The 18421-nt window shown below is 71.1% G+C and carries 13 protein-coding genes; 8 read left to right on the top strand and 5 right to left on the bottom strand.

The window, feature by feature from the left end:
• Positions 1-111 precede the first annotated feature (111 nt).
• Both ACIRB1_RS10285 and hrpB read left to right on the top strand, forming a co-directional pair.
• Complete coding sequence (locus ACIRB1_RS10285; protein ID WP_403465385.1) at positions 112-927, top strand: class I SAM-dependent methyltransferase; 816 nt, start codon at positions 112-114, stop codon at positions 925-927.
• Between the two features lie 75 nt (positions 928-1002).
• Positions 1003-3528, top strand: a complete 2526-nt coding sequence (hrpB, locus tag ACIRB1_RS10280) for an ATP-dependent helicase HrpB (protein WP_403465231.1) — start codon at positions 1003-1005, stop codon at positions 3526-3528.
• Here the strand turns inward: hrpB and ACIRB1_RS10275 are convergent.
• The 3 genes from ACIRB1_RS10275 to ACIRB1_RS10265 all read right to left on the bottom strand — a co-directional run bounded on the left by ACIRB1_RS10275 (position 3518) and on the right by ACIRB1_RS10265 (position 6643).
• A complete protein-coding gene (locus tag ACIRB1_RS10275; RefSeq protein ID WP_352183783.1) occupies positions 3518-4510 on the bottom strand; it encodes a DUF3068 domain-containing protein in 993 nt (330 codons plus the stop codon). The genes hrpB and ACIRB1_RS10275 overlap by 11 nt on opposite strands.
• 64 nt (positions 4511-4574) lie before the next feature.
• The gene (locus tag ACIRB1_RS10270) at positions 4575-4709 is read right to left on the bottom strand and encodes an SPW_0924 family protein (RefSeq protein ID WP_403465230.1); all 135 of its coding nucleotides are present in this window, start codon (positions 4707-4709) and stop codon (positions 4575-4577) included.
• Between the two features lie 179 nt (positions 4710-4888).
• Entirely contained in the window at positions 4889-6643 is a 1755-nt protein-coding gene (locus ACIRB1_RS10265; RefSeq protein ID WP_403465229.1) for a lytic transglycosylase domain-containing protein, read from the bottom strand.
• Between the two features lie 262 nt (positions 6644-6905).
• Here ACIRB1_RS10265 and ACIRB1_RS10260 point away from each other — a divergent pair, with 262 nt between their 5' ends.
• The gene (locus ACIRB1_RS10260) at positions 6906-7763 is read left to right on the top strand and encodes a DUF4184 family protein (protein ID WP_403465228.1); all 858 of its coding nucleotides are present in this window, start codon (positions 6906-6908) and stop codon (positions 7761-7763) included.
• A gap of 222 nt (positions 7764-7985) precedes the next feature.
• Here the strand turns inward: ACIRB1_RS10260 and ACIRB1_RS10255 are convergent, their stop codons facing one another.
• Positions 7986-8372, bottom strand: coding sequence for a hypothetical protein (locus ACIRB1_RS10255; protein ID WP_403465227.1), 387 nt, complete (start codon positions 8370-8372; stop codon positions 7986-7988).
• A gap of 724 nt (positions 8373-9096) precedes the next feature.
• Positions 9097-11823 (bottom strand): DNA polymerase I, encoded by a 2727-nt coding sequence (gene polA / locus ACIRB1_RS10250; protein WP_403465226.1) that lies wholly within the window; start codon positions 11821-11823, stop codon positions 9097-9099.
• Positions 11824-12000: 177 nt separating this feature from the next.
• Here polA and ACIRB1_RS10245 point away from each other — a divergent pair, with 177 nt between their 5' ends.
• From ACIRB1_RS10245 to ACIRB1_RS10225, 5 genes are all read left to right on the top strand, one after another.
• Entirely contained in the window at positions 12001-14280 is a 2280-nt protein-coding gene (locus ACIRB1_RS10245; RefSeq protein WP_403465225.1) for an FdhF/YdeP family oxidoreductase, read from the top strand.
• A 58-nt stretch (positions 14281-14338) separates the two neighbouring features.
• Entirely contained in the window at positions 14339-14827 is a 489-nt protein-coding gene (locus ACIRB1_RS10240; RefSeq protein WP_403465224.1) for a PaaI family thioesterase, read from the top strand.
• Positions 14828-15232: 405 nt separating this feature from the next.
• Positions 15233-15904 carry a hypothetical protein gene (locus tag ACIRB1_RS10235; RefSeq protein ID WP_403465223.1) on the top strand — a complete coding sequence of 224 codons (672 nt, stop codon included), beginning with the start codon at positions 15233-15235 and terminating at the stop codon, positions 15902-15904.
• 224 nt (positions 15905-16128) lie between these two features.
• On the top strand, positions 16129-17346 hold the full coding sequence (locus ACIRB1_RS10230; protein ID WP_352183859.1) for a branched-chain amino acid ABC transporter substrate-binding protein: 1218 nt from the start codon (positions 16129-16131) through the stop codon (positions 17344-17346).
• A 145-nt stretch (positions 17347-17491) separates the two neighbouring features.
• Positions 17492-18421 (top strand): branched-chain amino acid ABC transporter permease, encoded by a 930-nt coding sequence (locus ACIRB1_RS10225; RefSeq protein ID WP_352183774.1) that lies wholly within the window; start codon positions 17492-17494, stop codon positions 18419-18421.

Raw genomic sequence — 18421 nt, 5'->3', positions numbered from 1 at the left:
CCGGCACAAAACGTGTCCCGCGAGGCCACGCAGGCCTGAACCACCCCTTCAGTGACGCCGCCGGGGACAGCCGCACCGTAGAGGTGACGGAAGAGTACGACGAGGGAGCCGATCATCCAAGAGCCCGATGCGTTCGAACCGGAAGCCACCCGGCGTGACGCCGACGTCACGGAGAGTTCCCGGGCCAACCGGGGCTGGTGGGACCGGAACGCGGACGACTACCAGGTCGAACACGGCACGTTCCTCGGCGACGACCGCTTCGTGTGGGGCCCCGAGGGCCTCGACGAGGTGGAGGCCGAGCTGCTCGGCCCGCCGGAGGAACTGAAGGGGAAGGACGTCCTGGAGATCGGCGCCGGCGCGGCCCAGTGCTCGCGCTGGCTGACCGCCCAGGGTGCCCGCCCGGTGGCCCTCGACCTCTCGCACCGCCAGCTCCAGCACGCGCTGCGGATCGGCGGATCGTTCCCTCTGGTGTGCGCCGACGCGGGCGCGCTGCCCTTCGCGGACGAGTCCTTCGACCTGGCCTGCTCGGCTTACGGGGCACTGCCGTTCGTCGCCGACCCGGTGCTGGTGCTGCGCGAGGTGCGTCGGGTGCTGCGCCCGGGCGGCCGGTTCGTCTTCTCGACCACGCACCCGCTCCGCTGGGCGTTCCCGGACGAGCCGGGCCCCGAGGGACTGACGGTCTCCGCCTCCTACTTCGACCGCACGCCGTACGTCGAGCAGGACGACGAGGGCCGTGCGGTCTATGTGGAGCACCACCGGACCATCGGTGACCGCGTCCGGGACATCGTCGCGGCGGACCTGCGCCTGGTGGACCTGGTCGAGCCGGAGTGGCCCTCCTGGAACACCGCAGAGTGGGGCGGCTGGTCGCCTCTGCGCGGCAACCTCATCCCGGGGACGGCGATCTTCGTCTGCGAACGCGCCCGGTAGCGGGGCCGGAGGAACTAACGGAACGCGGGCACGCGCGCGTAGAGGCCGATCCGCCGGGCGTACGACACTGGGAGCGTGATCCGCTACGACGCCCTCGACGCGCTGCCCGTCCGCAGTGCCCTGCCCGCTCTTGAAGGCGCGTTGACGGCGCGTGGCGCGGCCGTGCTCGTCGCGCCGCCCGGCACCGGCAAGACGACGCTGGTCCCGCTCGCGCTGGCCGGGCTGCTCGACGGAGGGAACGAGGGTCCCGCGCGGCGGGTGGTCGTCGCCGAGCCGCGGCGGATCGCGGCGCGGGCGGCGGCCCGGCGCATGGCGTGGCTGCTGGGCGAGAAGGTCGGCGAGAGCGTCGGCTACACCGTGCGCGGCGAGCGGGTCGTCGGCCGGCACGCACGCGTGGAGGTCGTCACGACCGGAGTGCTGCTCCAACGCCTCCAGCGGGACCAGGAGTTGGCGGGCGTCGACACCGTGATCCTGGACGAGTGCCACGAGCGCCACCTGGACGCGGACACGGTGGCCGCCTTCCTGGTCGACGTACGGGAGGCACTGCGGCCCGAGTTGCGGCTCGTCGCGGCGTCCGCGACCACCGACGCGCAGGGCTGGGCCCGGCTGCTGGGCGATGCTCCGGTGGTCGAGGCGGAGGGCGTCGCGTACCCGGTGGAGGTCGTCTGGACCCCTCCGGGACGTCCCGTACGGCCGCCGCACGGCATGCGCGTGGACCCGGCGCTGCTCACGCACGTGGCGTCGACGGTACGGCGGGCACTGGGCGAGCGGGACGGGGACGTGCTGTGTTTTCTGCCCGGGGTCGGGGAGATCGCGCGCGTGGCGGGGCAGTTGGGCGACCTGGGCGGGGCCGAGGTGCTCCAGGTGCACGGGCGGGCACCGGCGGCCGTGCAGGACGCGGTGCTGTCCCCGGGGGCGCGGCGGAGGGTGGTGCTCGCGACGTCCGTGGCGGAGTCGTCGCTGACGGTTCCCGGTGTGCGGGTGGTCGTCGACTCGGGGCTGGCGCGGGAGCCGCGGGTCGATCACGCGCGCGGGCTGAGCGCGCTCGCGACGGTACGGGCGTCGCAGGCGGCCGGGCGGCAGCGGGCGGGGCGCGCGGGCCGGGAGGCGCCGGGGGCGGTGTACCGGTGCTGGGCCGAGGCCGAGGATTCCCGTCTGCCGCGATTTCCCGCGCCGGAGATCAAGGTGGCCGACCTGACGGCGTTCGCGCTTCAGGCGGCGTGCTGGGGCGATCCCGGGGCGTCCGGGCTGGCGTTGCTCGATGCGCCGCCGGGTGGGGCGATGGCTGCGGCGCGAGGTGTGCTGGCGGCGGTCGGGGCCGTCGACTCGGGTGGGCGGGCCACCGCTCGGGGTGTGCAGCTGGCTCGGCTGGGGTTGCATCCGCGGCTGGGGCGCGCCTTGTTGGACTCGGGTCCGGCCGGCGCCGAGGTCGTCGCGCTGCTCAGTGAGGAGGCGCCGCGGGACTACGGCGACGACCTCGCGTCCGTTGTGCGGCGCGCCCGGAGTGGGGGTGACGCCTATGCCGGGCGGTGGCGTGCGGAAGTCCGGCGGCTGCGGGCCGCAGGAGGGGAGATTTCTCCCCGGCCCGATCGTGATCCCGTTCCGGCAAAGGTGAACGTCGAGAACTCCGACGACGCCCTCGTCGGACTCGTCGCCGCCCTCGCCTACCCCGAGCGCGTCGCCCGGGCCGACGCCGGTTCGTACCTCCTCGTCTCCGGTACCCGTGCCGAGGTCGGCGAGGCCAGTGCCCTCAGGGGTGCTCCCTGGATCGCGGTCGCCGTGGCCGACCGGCCGATCGGCAAGGGGCACGCGCGGGTGCAGCTCGGTGCCGTGGTCGACGAGGACGTCGCCCGGTTCGCGGCCGGGGCGCTGCTCAGCGAGGCGGACGAGGTGCGCTGGGCCGGCGGTGACGTGGTGGCCCGGCGGGTCGAGCGGCTCGGGGCCGTCGAGTTGGCGGTACGGCCGCTGAAGGACGCCGATCCCGTCGCCGTACGGGATGCGCTGGTCGAGGGGTTGCGGCAGGAGGGGTTCGGGCTGTTGCGGTGGTCGGCGGATGCCCGAGTGTTGCGGCAGCGGCTGGCGTTCCTGCGTGTGCATGCCGGGGAGCCGTGGCCCGATGTGTCCGACGAGGCGTTGCACGCGCGCGTGGAGGAGTGGTTGGAGCCGGAGCTGGGGCGGGCGCGGCGGCGGAGTGATCTGGGGCGGATCGACGCGGGGCAGGGGCTGCGGCGGTTGTTGCCGTGGGCCTCGGGGGACGCGGGGCGGTTGGACGAGCTGGCTCCGGAGCGGTTCGTCGTGCCGAGCGGGTCCAGCATCCGGATCGACTACGGGAATCCCGAACAGCCCGTGCTGGCCGTCAAGTTGCAGGAGATGTTCGGGCTTCACGAGTCGCCGAGCGTCGCCGGGGTGCCGGTGCTCGTGCATCTCCTCTCCCCCGCCGGGCGGCCCGCCGCCGTCACCGCCGATCTCGCGTCCTTCTGGAAGGACGGTTACAAGGGCGTCCGGGCCGAGCTGCGGGGGCGGTATCCGAAGCACCCGTGGCCCGAGGACCCGGCCGCGGCCGAGGCGACGCGGTTCACCAACGCGCGGCTCAGGCGGTGACCGGTTCCGGTTCGTGGACGTCGGTGGGGGCGGGGTCCCCGGGGCGCCTGCTGCGGGCCTCCAGGTAGAGGGAGAGGGCCAGCAGGAGCAGGCCGAGGGTCAGGAAGCCCCAGGGGAGGTAGGAGACCATCAGCAGGACGAGGGTGCGGTTGGACTTCACCAGGGCGACGGTGTGCTTGATGTAGTCCTCGCGCATCTTCACGTCACCGGCGAACGCCGTCACCTTCGCGCGCCCTCCCAGGAGGGTGCCGCCGCGCAGTTCCTCCTTGTGGAGCTCCTCGCCGTAGACCGGTGCCCCGGTGACGGGTTCGACCCAGAACTTGCGGACCGTGGTGTACCAGCGGGTGGTGCCCGTCTTGGCGACCGACTCCGGAGTGATGCCCTTGACGGGCATCGTCTTCGGGAAGGGGACCTTGGTCCAGGGGATGGTCTGCTCGAAGTAGTAGACCTTGACGCCGCGGAAGTTCTCGGTGCCCTTGTAGTGGATGGGGTTGGTGGTGCGGGTCTGCGCGTCGAAGTACTCGTAGTCCCGTTTCTGCGTCAGGAACGGCCACTTGAACTCGATGCCGTCCCGCTTCACCGGGTCGCCGTCGACCATCTCGCCGGTGGCGTGGACGGGGTCCTGGCTGTGTGCGTCGAAGATGTAGCGCTCGGGGATCGAGGAGACCATCTTGCCGTCGGGGCCCTGGACGTAGGACAGGCCGTCCCAGACGACGACGTCCCGGCCGGCCGTCTTGTCGATCTTCTTCGCGGCCTCCACGCTGCCCTTGAGGGTCTGCACGATGGTGACCTTGGGGACCGTCTTGGCCCGCATCGTGCCGTAGTCGAGGAGGGTGGCGTCCTTCGCCTCCAGGACCATGTCCTGGTACTGGTTCGCCGGGATCTTGGCCAGCCGGGGGAAGGCGTACCAGCGCAGCAGCGGGGACAGCGCGGTGAAGAACACGGCGAGGGCGAGCAGGATCAGGCTGGCCTTGCGGCGCATCTCGGCCTCCTTCCCTGGGAGTTGAACGCTGTGCCGAGCCAGGCGTAAACGCTTGCGCAATCGTTTACGGGTGCGCGGGCACCGTCGTCAGCAGCGGTTTCGGGGAGGTTGTGCCCATCGGTGAGCCCATCGCGGTGATGGTCAGGGCCAGCGCGAACGCGAGCACGAGTCCGGTCGCGGCGGCGATCAGGGCACGCATGCCGGCCTCCCGACAGACAGGAACTGATAGGTCGTCAGGTCGGGCACCGTAGCAACGCACGCGCGAGATGAGAACACGTTGCACACACCCGGCGCAGGGACACGACGAGGGCGCCCGTCCGCCGTGGCGGAGGGGCGCCCTCGTGGTCTGCGGTCGTGTCCGGCGGTCGTACGACCGGGTTACGCGCTCGGCGAGGCCGACGTACTGGCGCTGGCGCTCGGGCTGGGGCTCGAGCTCGGGCCGGCCGAGGAGGTGTCGGCCGCCGTCACGGTCAGTTCGACCGTGAGGGTCGCGCCGCCCGTCGTGGTGATCCGGAGCAGGAAGGTGCCGGTGGTGTCGTCCGCGTACAGCTTCGGCAGCTTCAGGAGGCCGTCGGCGTCCGTGGCCAGGCCCGTGAGGGTGCGCACGGTCTTGCCGTCCGCGTCCTTGAAGTAGGGACCCTTGTCGTTCTCGGTGGCGTCGTCGGCGGCCTTGATGAGGGTCGCGGTGGCGGCGACCTTGTCGGCGACCGCGCCGTTCTCCGTGGCCTTCACCTCGACCTGGTCGGCGAACTCGCCGCCCGCCGTGCAGGTCAGCGCGGTGGTGCTGGTGCGGACGAGGGTGTCGGCGACGCGGGGCGTGACGCTGGCCGCGTAGTCGAGACCGGCGATCGTACGGCCGACGACGGTCGCGCGGACGGTGAAGTCACCCGTCGTCTCGCCGGCTTGGAGCGCCGGGGCGACGGCCACGCCGGAGGCGTTGGTGGTGACCGTGGCGACCTTCTCGCCGCCGGTGAAGGTGGCGTCCGTGGTGCCGGCGATCGTGAACCGGATCCTGACCTTGGCGACGGTCTTGCCCGCCGAGGTCACGGCCTTGGTGCTGATCCTCTTGCCGAACTGCTCGCCCGCGACCGCCGTGAGCTTCGCCGTGCCCGCGTCCGCGAGCTTGGCCACCGTGTCGGTGGGGGTCGGAGTCGGCGTCGGGGTGCCCGGCGTCGAGGGGGTGGACGGGGTGCCCGGCGTCGAGGGAGCCGACGGAGTGCCCGGCGTGGACGAGGTCGGCGGGGCGCTCGGAGTCGACGACGAGGGCGGGGTCGTAGGAGCGGACGGGGAGGTGTCGTCGCTGCGGCCCGACGGCAGGCTGCCCGTGCCGTCCGGGACCGAGTGGGTGCCCTTGCGGTAGTACTCCAGCCAGGACATGACCGTGTTCAGGTAGTCCGTCGAGTTGTTGTAGCTGAGGATCGCGCTGCGCAGGCCCGCGTCGGTCGACAGGTTCCAGTCGTTGCGGCACAGGTAGTGGCCGGCGGCGAGGGCGGCGTCGTAGATGTTGTTGGGGTCCTTGACCCCGTCGCCGTTGCCGTCGCGGCCCGCCCAGGCCCAGGTGGACGGGATGAACTGCATGGGCCCGACGGCCTGGTCGTACGTGCTGTTGCCGTCGTACAGACCGTGGTCGGTGTCCTTGATGAGCGCGAAGCCGTTGCCGTCGAGGGCGGGGCCCAGGATCTTGGAGATCGTGGTGCCGTTCGCGTCGACCCGGCCGCCGCGGGCCTGGCCGGACTCCACCTTGCCGATGGCGGCGAGGAGTTGCCAGGGGAGGTTGCAGCCGGGCTTGGAGGAGGCGAGTTCGGTCTCGGCCTTCTTGTAGGCGTCGAGGATGGTAGCCGGGATGCCCGCCTCGGCCTCGCCCATCGAGACCGGGGTCCCTATGGACGGCGACTGGCTGGCGCTCGGGCTCGGGAGGGGGCTGCTCAGGGGCGGGAGGTCCGTGTAGTACGGGGAGTCTCCGGTGGCGCTCTGGTCGGTGGTCGCGTCGGGCGTCGCCTGGTCGGTGGCGAGCGTTCTGTGGCCGCCGGTCACCGCCGGAGCCTGGGACGCGGACAGTGCCGCGACCGCTGCCGCGGCCACCGCCGTCGTCGCCGCACCCTTACGCAGCCGCCTGCCGAAATGCGCCGTCATGGAGTGAACCCCTCCCAGGGACGCCCGAGCGCCCGTCCTTGTCTGTTGCCTCTGCGCCTGTTGTGACGGTCGACCCGCCTCGCGGGTTGCCCTCGTGGTGCTTTTCGGATGGTGTGTACTTCTGTTCCGGTCCTGTCGTCCGCCCGCGCCACCCCGCGCGGCGGCCCAGGCGACCCTACGACAACTTGCTTTGCACGGGCACCCGTTGGTGACCGTTATTCACCGCTTGGCCATATGCCGATGTCTCCTACGGGGAGCCCCGTTGCCGTTCACATTGAGTCATGCCGCCGCCGTACTGCCCGCTGTGCGCGGCGACGGAAGGGGGCGCGGCCGTCTCGTACCGGCGGTGCTGGTGGCGGGGTCCTTCGCCCCGGACATGACGTACTACGCGGCGAGTGCGGTACCGGGAGCGATGGAGTTCGGGGAGGTGACCCACTCCTTCCCCGGCGTCTTCACGGTCGACGTCGCCATCGCCTGGGCGACGGTCGCCCTCTGGCTCCTCCTGCGCGAACCCCTGGTGGCCCTGCTGCCCCGCGCCCGGCAACCCCGGCCGGCCACCCTTCTGCGCTGCGGCACGCCACGCGCGCGTGCGACTCCGTCGCTGGCCCTGCGGTGGTACGTCTCCGCGGTCCTCGGCGCCCTGACCCACGTCGTCTGGGACGCGTTCACCCACCACGACCGCTGGGGCGTACGGCTGTTCCCCACCCTGGACCGCGAGTTGGCGGGCAGACCGCTCTTCTCGCTCCTCCAGTACGGCACTTCGGTGATCGGCGCGCTGGTGATCACCGGTTTCGTGGTCCGTGCCCTACGACGGGTACCGGCCATCGAGCCGGTGGGCGTGCCCTCGCTGTCGGTACGCGACCGCTGGGCGGCTGGCACCTTCCTCACCGCCTGCGCACTGACCGCCGCCACGGAACGCGCGTCGACGTGGTGGGCCTACTGGGGGTCCACGGCGACCCCCTGGGACCTGATCCCGACGGTGTGTTTCGGGGCGGGGGCGGGGTTGGTGCTGGGGGTGCTGCTGTACGCGGTCGGGGTGCGGGTCCGGCGGCCGGTGAGCCCGGGGGCGGCTGACGGCTCGGCGGAGGTCGGCGCGGGGTGGGGGCGCGGGGAGCGGTGATCGGGCGGGGCGGCTTGCGTTGGGCGGGCCATGCGGGGGGTTCGCGACGAGCATGGTGATGCCGTGCGGGCGGGCTGACTCGCGGTGAGCGCGGTCATGCCGTGGCGGCGGGCTGACTCGCGCTGAGCGTGGTCATGCCGGCCACCGAGCCGACTCGCGTCGAACATGGTCACGCCGAAGGGACGGACTGGCTCGCGGTGAGCGCGGGGCGGTGGAGCGCGGTTACGGGGAGCTGTCCGGTGGGGTCGCGATGAACACCGTCATGGTGTGCGCGGAGCGTGACCTCGGGAGCCGGGTGAGGACGAGGTCCAGGTAGCTGCGGCCCAGGTCGGCCCAGAGACGCCAGACCGGGGTGCCCGTGGGGGTGATGGCGGGTCCCTGCGGGTGTCTGGCCTGTTCTCGGGGGTCTACGGCCGTGTCGTCCCGGAACGTGAGGCGGCGCCGGAGGCCCGCGGCCGTGTGCCGGACGGCCATGGCGAGGTCGGCGGGGATGCGGGCGGTGCTTGCGCCGACCGAGACGGCCGGGACCGGCGGGCGGGCGCCCTGCGCCGCAGCGTCGTCCGCTGCCTGCGGCTGGGCCGTCCGGCGGTGAAGCGTGCGTATACCCATGCCCGCATCCTTACGGTCGCCGGGGGCGGGGGGCGCCTTCGCGGGGGCCACGCGGGTGACGGGCCCTCCGGGGGTTGGGGGGCTGGGGGGTGAGGTGTGGGGGGGGTTGCCCTGCGGGCGGGCGGGGAGAAGCGGGGTGGGTCCGGCATGGCCGGGTGTGAGGCGCCGGTACCGGTCCTTGCGGGCGGCCTGGGGCGAGTGAGAGCTCAGTACCGGCTGACGCCAGGGCGACCCGGCGAACCGGCGAAATGTGGTTCGGTTCGTGGAGTCACGGAATGCGCAGGTAGCGAGCCGGCCCGACAGGATCGGGTGGCGAAGCGCGGTTTTATCGGGTGGCGAAGCGCGGTGTTGATGAACGTAGGCACACCGCTCCGGCCGATCCGACCGGTACCGATCTCGACGAACCACAGGGCTCCGTCGGCGCCGGCGGTGATACCGACCGGGGCGTCCCGGATAAGCGCGGCCAAGGGCACGCCCTGAACAGGCAGGGAAGCCCGACCGAGGGCACGTCCCGGGCAGGTCAGGGAAGCTCGACCGAGGACCCGCCCCGGGCAGGTCAGGCAAGCCCGACCGACGGCCCGCCCCGGAGACCTCGCCGAAGGCCGAAGGCGGGCCCAGTCGTCCGGGCCCTCCTGCGGCATCACTCAGCCAGCCCACCCCGGCCGAATCTCCCCCGACCGGATCTCCCCGACCCGGCGACTCCCCTCCGCCCGACCGCCGGAGGCTAGTGCGCGGCCGACTCCCAGTCCGTGCCCACGCCCACCGAGACGTCCAGCGGTGCCCGGAGATGGACCGCGCCGGCCATCGCCTGGCGGACCAGCTTCTCCGTGGTCTCGCGCTCGCCGGGGGCGATCTCCAGGACGATTTCGTCATGGACCTGGAGGAGCATGCGGGACTTGAGGTCGGCCTCGCGGAGGGCGGTGTCGACCTTGAGCATGGCCATCTTGACGATGTCCGCCGCGGTGCCCTGGATCGGCGCGTTCAACGCCATGCGCTCGGCGGCCTCGCGGCGCTGGCGGTTGTCGCTGTTGAGGTCGGGGAGGTAGCGGCGGCGGCCGAAGAGGGTCGCGGTGTAGCCCGTCGCCCTCGCCTCGTCGACCGCGCGGCGCAGATAGTCCCGTACGCCGCCGAAGCGCTCGAAGTACGTGTCCATCAGGACCCGCGCCTCGCCCGCGTCGATGTTCAGCTGCTGGGAGAGACCGAAGGCGGAGAGGCCGTAGGCGAGGCCGTACGACATCGCCTTGATCTTGCGGCGCATCTCCGCGTCGACCGCGGAACCCTCGACCGAGAACACCTGGGAGGCGACCGTGGTGTGCAGGTCCTCGCCCGAGGTGAACGCCTCCAACAGGCCCTCGTCCTCGGAGAGATGGGCCATCACCCGGAGTTCGATCTGGCTGTAGTCCGCGGTCATCAGGGACTCGTAGCCCTCGCCCACCACGAAGCCCCGGCGGATCGCCCGGCCCTCGTCCGTGCGGACCGGGATGTTCTGAAGGTTCGGGTCCGTCGACGACAGTCGGCCCGTCGCCGCGACCGTCTGGTTGAACGTGGTGTGGATGCGGCCGTCGGTGGCGATCGTCTTGATCAGGCCCTCGACGGTGACGCGCAGCTTCGCCTGTTCGCGGTGGCGGAGCATGATGACCGGCAGTTCGTTCTCCGTCTGGTTGGCCAGCCAGGCCAGGGCGTCGGCGTCCGTGGTGTAGCCGGTCTTCGTCTTCTTGGTCTTCGGCAGGCCGAGTTCGCCGAAGAGGACTTCCTGGAGCTGCTTGGGCGAGCCGAGGTTGAACTCGTGCCCGGCCGCCGCGTGTGCCTCCTTCACCGCCTGCTGCACGGCTCCGGCGAACATCTGCTCCATGGCCTCCAGGTGCGCCTTGTCGGCGGCGATACCGGAGCGCTCCAGACGGGCCAGCAGGATCGAGGTGGGCAGCTCCATGTCCCGGAGCAGATCCGCCGCGCCGACCTCCTGGAGACGCTCCCCGAAGGCCACCCCCAGGTCGAGGATCGCGCGGGCCTGCACCATCAGGGCGTCCGCCTCGGCGCCGTCGTCCGTGCCGAACGCGAGCTGGCCGTCGGCCGCGGCGGCGGGGGCCAGCTCGCGGCCGAGGTACTCCAGGGAGAGCGCGTCCAGGTCGAAGGAGCGGCGGCCGGGCTTGACGAGGTAGGCGGCGAGCGCGGTGTCCATGGTGATGCCGTCGATGGTCCAGCCGTGGTCGGCGAAGACCCGCATCGCGCCCTTGGCGTTGTGGAACACCTTGGGGCGGTCGGCGTCGGACAGCCAGGCCGCGAACGCGTTCTCGTCGCTCTCGTCCAGTTCGGTGGGGTCGAACCAGGCGGCGGCTCCCCCGGCTGTGGCGAGCGCGACCTCGGTCACCGAGCCGGTGCCGAGCGCCCAGGTGTCGATGGTGGCGACGCCCAGCGGCTCGGTGCCGTAGTCGGCGAGCCAGCCGGTCAGTTCGCCGGTGCCCAGGACCGCGCCGTCGACGGCCACGCCGCTCGCGGCGGGCGGGGTCGGATCGGCCTCCTCGGCGCCCGGGTCGACGGCGAGCAGGCGCTCGCGCAGCGAGGGGTTGCGGATCTCCAGGGTGTCGAGAACCATCGCGACGCCCGTGCGGTCGTACGGGGCGCGCTCCAGGTCGACGACCGTCTTGGGCAGCTCGACGTCCTTGACCATCTCGGTCAGGCGGCGGTTGAGCTTGACGGCGTCCAGGTGGTCGCGGAGGTTCTGCCCGGCCTTGCCCTTGACCTCGTCGACGCGCTCGACCAGCTCGGCGAAGGAACCGAACTGGTTGATCCACTTCGCGGCGGTCTTCTCGCCGACTCCGGGGATGCCGGGGAGGTTGTCGGACGGGTCGCCGCGCAGGGCCGCGAAGTCGGGGTACTGGGCGGGCGTCAACCCGTACTTCTCGACGACCTTCTCCGGAGTGAACCGGGTCAGCTCGGAGACGCCCTTCGTCGGGTAGAGCACGGTGGTGTGCTCGGACACGAGCTGGAAGGAGTCGCGGTCGCCGGTGACGATCAGCACGTCGAAGCCCTCGGCCTCGGCCTGGGTGGCGAGCGTGGCGATGACGTCGTCGGCCTCGAAGCCGTCCACCGCGAAGCGGGAGACGTGCATCGCGTCGAGCAGCTCGCCGATCAGCTCGACCTGGCCCTTGAACTCGTCCGGGGTCTTCGAGCGGTTCGCCTTGTACTCCGTGAACTCCTCGGAGCGCCAGGTCTTGCGGGACACGTCGAAGGCCACCGCGAAGTGCGTGGGCGCCTCGTCACGCAGGGTGTTGGCCAGCATCGACGCGAAGCCGTAGATCGCGTTCGTCGGCTGGCCCGTCGCGGTCGTGAAGTTCTCCGCGGGCAGCGCGAAGAACGCGCGGTAGGCAAGCGAGTGCCCGTCCATCAGCATCAGCCGTGGACGGTCTCCGCCGGAGGTCTTGTCGGTCTTCTTCGATGCTGTCTCTGCCACGCCCCCGATCCTGCCACGCCCCACTGACAGTCGGGACGCACGGCCACCGCGGCAGAGCGACGAGAACGCCCCGGGAGGGGGACGGGAGCGGGAGGGACACGCGCCACGGACGCTGTCGGTGACGCGTGCGAGGATCGGAGGCGTAGTGACAGGTGCCAGCGAAGGAGGGGGCCCGCGATGGCCACGAAGCCGCCCAAGGGCGATCCGGTTCAGGACGCGCCGCAGGTCGCCGAGCCCAAGCACGCCGCGGCCGGGCTTCCGGCGATCGGGCACACGCTGCGCATCGCCCAGCAGCAGATGGGTGTGAAGCGCACCGCGTTGACGCTGCTGCGGGTCAATCAGAAGAACGGCTTCGACTGCCCGGGCTGCGCCTGGCCGGAGCCGGACCACCGGCACGCGGCGGAGTTCTGCGAGAACGGCGCGAAGGCGGTCGCCGAGGAGGCCACCCTGCGCCGGGTCACCCCCGAGTTCTTCGCCGCCCACCCGGTGGCCGACCTCGCGACCCGCAGCGGCTACTGGCTGGGCCAGCAGGGCCGTCTCACGCACCCCATGTATCTCCCCGAAGGGGCCGAGCACTACGAACCGGTCACCTGGGAGCGTGCCTTCGACATCGTCGCCGAGGAGATCGCCGCCCTCGGCTCCCCGGACGAGGCGCTCTTCTACACCTCGGGCCGCACCAGCAACGAGGCGGCATTCCTGTACCAGTTGTTCGCGCGGGAGCTGGGCACCAACAACCTGCCGGACTGCTCCAACATGTGCCACGAGTCCAGCGGTTCGGCGCTGAACGAGACGATCGGCATCGGCAAGGGCAGCGTCCTCCTGGAGGACCTCTACCAGGCCGACCTGATCGTCGTCGCCGGGCAGAACCCCGGCACCAACCACCCGCGCATGCTCTCCGCGCTGGAGAAGGCCAAGGCCAACGGCGCGAAGATCATCAGCGTCAACCCGCTGCCCGAGGCGGGCCTGGAGAAGTTCAAGAACCCGCAGACCGCACAGGGCATGCTCAAGGGCGCCGCCCTCACCGACCTGTTCCTTCAGATCCGCATCGGCGGCGACCAGGCACTCTTCCGCCTGCTCAACAAGCTCATCCTGGAGACGGACGGCGCCGTCGACAGGGAGTTCGTCGACGAACACACGCATGGCTACGAGGAGTTCGCCGCCGCCGCGCGGGACGCCGACTGGGACGAGACGCTCCTCGCCACCGGGCTGACCCGCCCGGAGATCGAGAAGGCCCTGGAGATGGTCCTCGCCTCCGAGCGCACCATCGTGTGCTGGGCGATGGGCCTCACCCAGCACAAGCACGCCGTGCCGACCATCCGCGAGGTCGTCAACTTCCTTCTGCTGCGCGGCAACATCGGCCGCCCCGGCGCGGGCGTGTGCCCGGTGCGCGGCCACAGCAACGTCCAGGGCGACCGCACCATGGGCATCTTCGAGCGCCCCGCACCCGCCTTCCTGGACGCCCTGGAGAAGGAGTTCGGCTTCGCCCCGCCGCGCGAGCACGGCTACGACGTCGTCGCCGCGATCCGCGCCCTGCGCGACGGGGACGCGAAGGTCTTCTTCGCCATGGGCGGCAACTTCGTGTCCGCCTCCCCCGACACCGAGGTCACCGAGGCCGCCATGCGGCGCGCCAGCCTCACCGTGCACGTGTCGACGAAGCTGAACCGCTCGCACGCCGTCACGGGCGCGCGTGCCCTCATCCTGCCCTGCCTGGGGCGCACCGAGCGCGATCTCCAGGGCGGCGGCGAGCAGTTCGTGACCGTCGAGGACTCGATGGGCATGGTGCACGCCTCACGCGGCCGTCTGGAGCCCGCGAGCGCCCACCTGCTGTCCGAGCCGGCCATCGTGTGCCGCCTCGCCCGCCGTGTCCTGGGTGCCCGTTCCCGCACGCCCTGGGAGGAGTTCGAGAAGGACTACGCGACGGTCCGCGACCGCATCGCGCGCGTGATCCCCGGCTTCGAGGACTTCAACGCGCGCGTGGCCCACCCCGGCGGCTTCGCCCTCCCGCACGCCCCGCGCGACGAACGCCGCTTCCCGACCGCCACCGGCAAGGCCAACTTCACCGCCGCGCCCGTCGAGTTCCCCGAACTCCCCGAAGGGCGCCTGCTGTTGCAGACCCTGCGCTCGCACGACCAGTACAACACCACGATCTACGGCCTCGACGACCGCTACCGGGGCATCAGGAACGGCCGCCGGGTCGTCATGGTCCACCCCGACGACGCCGCCCGGCTGGGCATCGCCGACGGGTCGTACGTCGACCTGGTCGGCGAGTGGAAGGACGGGGTGGAGCGGCGGGCGCCCGGTTTCCGGGTCGTGCACTATCCGACCGCGCGGGGCTGCGCCGCCGCGTACTACCCGGAGACGAACGTCCTGGTCCCCCTGGACGCCACCGCGGACACCAGCAACACCCCGGCCAGCAAGTCCGTCGTCGTACGTCTGGAACAATCGACCACCGACTGAGCGTTCGCTCAGCCGTCAGGTCCACCACGTCAGGCGCACGACGAACGGAGCCGGCCCCATGGGCGAGCAGCAGCAAGGGAAGTTCCCGCAGGACGTCATCGACGAGTACTCGGCCCTCGGGATCGACCTGGTCGCCCTGTTCTCCGCCGGGCACCTCGGCACGCGGATGGGCGTGGAGATCGTCGAGGCGTCCGCGGAGCGCGTCGTCGGCACGATGCCGGTGGAGGGCAACACCCAGCCGTACGGGCTGCTGCACGGGGGCGCGTCCGCGGTGCTGGCCGAGACCCTCGGCTCGCTGGGGTCCATGCTGCACGGCGGCAGCACGAAGATCGCCGTCGGCGTCGACCTCAACTGCACCCACCACCGCGGCGCCCGCTCCGGCCTGGTCACCGGTGTGGCCACGCCCGTGCACCGCGGCCGCTCGACGGCGACGTACGAGATCGTCATCACCGACGAGGACGACCGCCGCGTCTGCACGGCCCGCCTGACCTGCCTCCTCCGCGACGTCAAGCCGGGCGACGGAATCCCGACAGCGCCCGGGAACTGACCCCCGCAGCCACCGGGACCCGGCCGCACGCGCACCGCGCTCCGGTGGCCCGGGCGCCGGGGTCCGGTGGCATACAGGTCGTCAACTCCCGTACACCACCGAACCCCAGGCCCCCCGGACCCGGCCAAGAGCGCGGGGCCGTATCGATGTGCGGCACCGCCGCGCGGGCACGACCGGCCCCCACCGGCGCGTCACCCGCACCCCGAGCCGGAACACCCCCCGCCCCCAACCCCCCACCCCACACGCCTTGTTGAACAACGCGACCACCCCACCCCTGGTCACCACACACCCCAACGGCGCCCGAACGAACCGTCGATCCCCCGGCTCCGCCCGGAACACCCCCCGTCTTCCCCACCCCCGCCCGCTCCCCTACCGTTTCCCCATGCGGCTGACGGCAGGAACGGCATGAGCGGTATCGGGCCCGTCGAATCCGTCGATTCGGCTGACGTGGACGGGAGTTACGAGGTCATCGGGGGCGACTCGCCCCGCCTCACGGACCGTTGGCACACCCTGCCCCAGCGCACGCGCCGCACCGTACTGGCGGTGATCGCGGTCGTCGCCGCGGCCGTCGGAGCCGTACTCCTGTCCCCCGTCCACGACGGGGGACACAGCGACCCGACCCCACCCGTCCCCTGGCCCGCGAACGTCACCGCGTGGCGGTACGTCGGCCTCGCCCAGACCACCGACACCCCCACCACGACCGGTTTCTTCCGCTTCGCGGTCACCGTGGACAGCGGACCCCCCGTCGCCGTCCGCGTCATCGGCGCCGCCTTCGACGGACTCACCGCCCAGGCGGTACCGGACCCGGACTTCACCGTCCACGCCGGATCGACCCACCGCGTCACGGTCGAGATTTCCGTTTCCGACTGTTCGGGACTGCCCCTGAATGCGGACCTCGCCTTTCTGGACGTAACGCTGCGTAACACGCGCGCAATACAACACCACAGTTTCATCTTCGGCAGCGCGTACTCCGACGACCTTTCCGAGCTTCTGCACCGGGCCTGCGGCGCGACAAACGCCAGGCCAGCCCTGCGGCCAAGCGGAAGTGCAGGTTCTCAAAATGTGGACCGAGGGTGAATTCCGCCAAACCGGCCGAGACCCACCCTCCACCAAGCCCGACAAGCGGCACGTCATAACAAGAAAGTCACAAGCCAGCTCACGACGATGCCCCTGCCTACAGACCGGGCTTAGAGTCACGGCCAGTCACCGCTCCATCGGGAGTTGGGTACCAGCGCAGCACCGCGCCGCTCCAACAGGAGCGACTGTGCCTGCGGAAAGGACTGATTGTGCGACAGCGTTCTTTGGTGATACTGACCTCCGTTCTCACGACTGGAGCTCTGACCCTCACCGCGTGCGGCTCCCGGGACAGCGGCAGCAAGAGCGACAGCGGCTCGACCACCCTGACCATCGGTGTCGACGCCCCGCTCTCCGGCGAGAACTCCACGACCGGCCTCGGCATCCAGTACGGCGTCCAGATCGCCGTCGACGACGCCAACAAGAACAACTGGGTCCCCGGCGTCAAGTTCAAGCTCAAGGCCCTGGACGACAAGGCGCAGCCCGCCACCGGCCAGTCCAACGCGACCGCCTTCACCGGCGACAGCAACGTTGTCGGCGCCGTCGGCCCGCTGAACTCCGGCGTCGCCCAGTCGATGCAGCAGGTGTTCGCCTCGGCCAACATGGTCGAGATCTCGCCCTCGAACACCAACCCCGCCCTGACCCAGGGCAAGGACTGGCAGACCAGCAAGACGCGGCCGTACAAGACGTACTTCCGCACCGCCACCACCGACGCCCTCCAGGGTGCCTTCGCCGCCGACTACGCGTACAACGGCCTCAAGAAGAAGAAGGCCTTCGTCGTCGACGACAAGCAGACCTACGGCGCCGGCCTGGCCGGGATCTTCAACGGCGCCTTCAAGAAGCTCGGCGGCTCCATCGCGGGCACCGACCACGTCAACACCGGTGACACGGACTTCAGCACCCTCGTCACCAAGATCAAGAACTCCGGCGCCGACCTGCTCTACTACGGCGGCCAGTACGACGAGTCGGAGAAGATCACCAAGCAGCTCAAGGGCGCCGGCGTCAAGATCCCGCTGTTCGGCGGTGACGGCATGTTCGCCACCACCTACATCCAGACCGCGGGCAAGGCCGCCGAGGGCGACCTCGCTACCTCCGTCGGCGTCCCGGCCGACACCCTGCCGGCCGCCAAGCAGTTCATCGCGACCTACAAGGCCAAGGGCTACAAGGGTGACTACGGCGCCTACGGTGCCTACGCCTACGACGCCGCCAGCGCCATCATCAAGGCCGTCAAGGCCGTGAAGGACGCCAACGGCGACAAGCTGCCGGCCAGCAGCGACCTCCGCTCCAAGGTCGTCGACGCCGTCCAGAAGTCCGACTTCGAGGGCATCTCCGGCAAGGTCGCCTTCGACCAGTACGGCGACACCACCAACAAGCAGCTCACCGTGTACCAGGTCACCAACGGCGCCTGGAAGGCCGTGAAGACCGGCACCTTCAACGGCAGCTGACCCACACCACAGCGCCACGCACCACAGCACCACCGCACCACGGGCCGCGCGGAAGGAGGATCCCGACCGCGCGGCCCGTTGTCACACCCCCACCCCCAGGCACGCGATCTGTGCACACGACCACCAGCGACATGGAGGCCATGCGGTGAACACCCTGCCGCAGCAGCTGGCCAACGGGCTGCTTCTAGGCTCGATGTACGGGCTGATCGCCATCGGCTACACGATGGTGTACGGCATCGTCCAGCTCATCAACTTCGCGCACGGCGAGATCTTCATGACCGGGGCCTTCGGCGCCCTCACGGTCTACGCCTACATCCTGCCCGACGGCACCTCGATGGTGGTCGCCGTACCACTCATGCTGATCGGCGGCGGAATCGTCTCCGTCCTCGTCGCGGTGGGGGCAGAGCGATTCGCCTACCGCCCCCTGCGGCAAGCACCACGACTGGCGCCCCTCATCACCGCCATCGGCCTCTCCCTGGCCCTCCAGGAACTCGTCCGGAACTTCTACCCCGGCGCCGACAAGGCCCGCTCCTTCCCCAGCCTCGACGGCAACCACGGCATCGGCTCCGTCACCATCTCCGACGCCGACATCTTCCTGGTCATCGCCGCCATCGTCTGCATGTCCGGCCTCGCCTGGTTCGTCCGCAAGAGCCGCACCGGCCGCGCCATGCAGGCCACCGCGCAGGACCCGGACACCGCGCAGCTCATGGGCATCGACACCAACCGCATCATCGTCATAGCCTTCGCCATCGGCGGCTTCTTCGCCGCCGTAGCAGCCGTCTCCTACGGCCTGAAGTACGGCAACATCGACTACCGCATGGGCTTCCTGATGGGCCTCAAGGCCTTCACCGCGGCCGTCATGGGCGGCATCGGCAACATCTACGGCGCCATGCTCGGAGGAGTCGTCCTCGGCATCGCCGAGACCCTCGCCTCCGCCTACATCAACAAGATCCCCGGCATGGAACAGCTCGGCGGCTCCAGCTGGGCCAACGTCTGGGCCTTCTGTCTCCTCATCCTCGTACTGCTGTTCAGGCCACAGGGCCTGCTCGGCGAACGCGTCGCGGACAGGGCGTGA

It is taken from the genome of Streptomyces sp. NPDC096013 (genome assembly GCF_044763565.1).
In the GTDB taxonomy this organism is placed as follows: Bacteria; Actinomycetota; Actinomycetes; order Streptomycetales; family Streptomycetaceae; genus Streptomyces.
This window is presented reverse-complemented; position numbering and strand designations above follow the sequence as displayed.

Bases quoted from the DNA above. Each gene is read 5' to 3' on its own strand.
- ACIRB1_RS10275 (WP_352183783.1), bottom strand. From the start codon at position 4,510: ATGCGCCGCAAGGCCAGCCTGATCCTGCTCGCCCTCGCCGTGTTCTTC.
- ACIRB1_RS10270 (WP_403465230.1), bottom strand. From the start codon at position 4,709: ATGCGTGCCCTGATCGCCGCCGCGACCGGACTCGTGCTCGCGTTCGCG.
- ACIRB1_RS10265 (WP_403465229.1), bottom strand. From the start codon at position 6,643: ATGACGGCGCATTTCGGCAGGCGGCTGCGTAAGGGTGCGGCGACGACG.
- ACIRB1_RS10255 (WP_403465227.1), bottom strand. From the start codon at position 8,372: ATGGGTATACGCACGCTTCACCGCCGGACGGCCCAGCCGCAGGCAGCG.
- ACIRB1_RS10245 (WP_403465225.1), top strand. From the start codon at position 12,001: ATGGCCACGAAGCCGCCCAAGGGCGATCCGGTTCAGGACGCGCCGCAG.
- ACIRB1_RS10240 (WP_403465224.1), top strand. From the start codon at position 14,339: ATGGGCGAGCAGCAGCAAGGGAAGTTCCCGCAGGACGTCATCGACGAG.
- ACIRB1_RS10235 (WP_403465223.1), top strand. From the start codon at position 15,233: ATGAGCGGTATCGGGCCCGTCGAATCCGTCGATTCGGCTGACGTGGAC.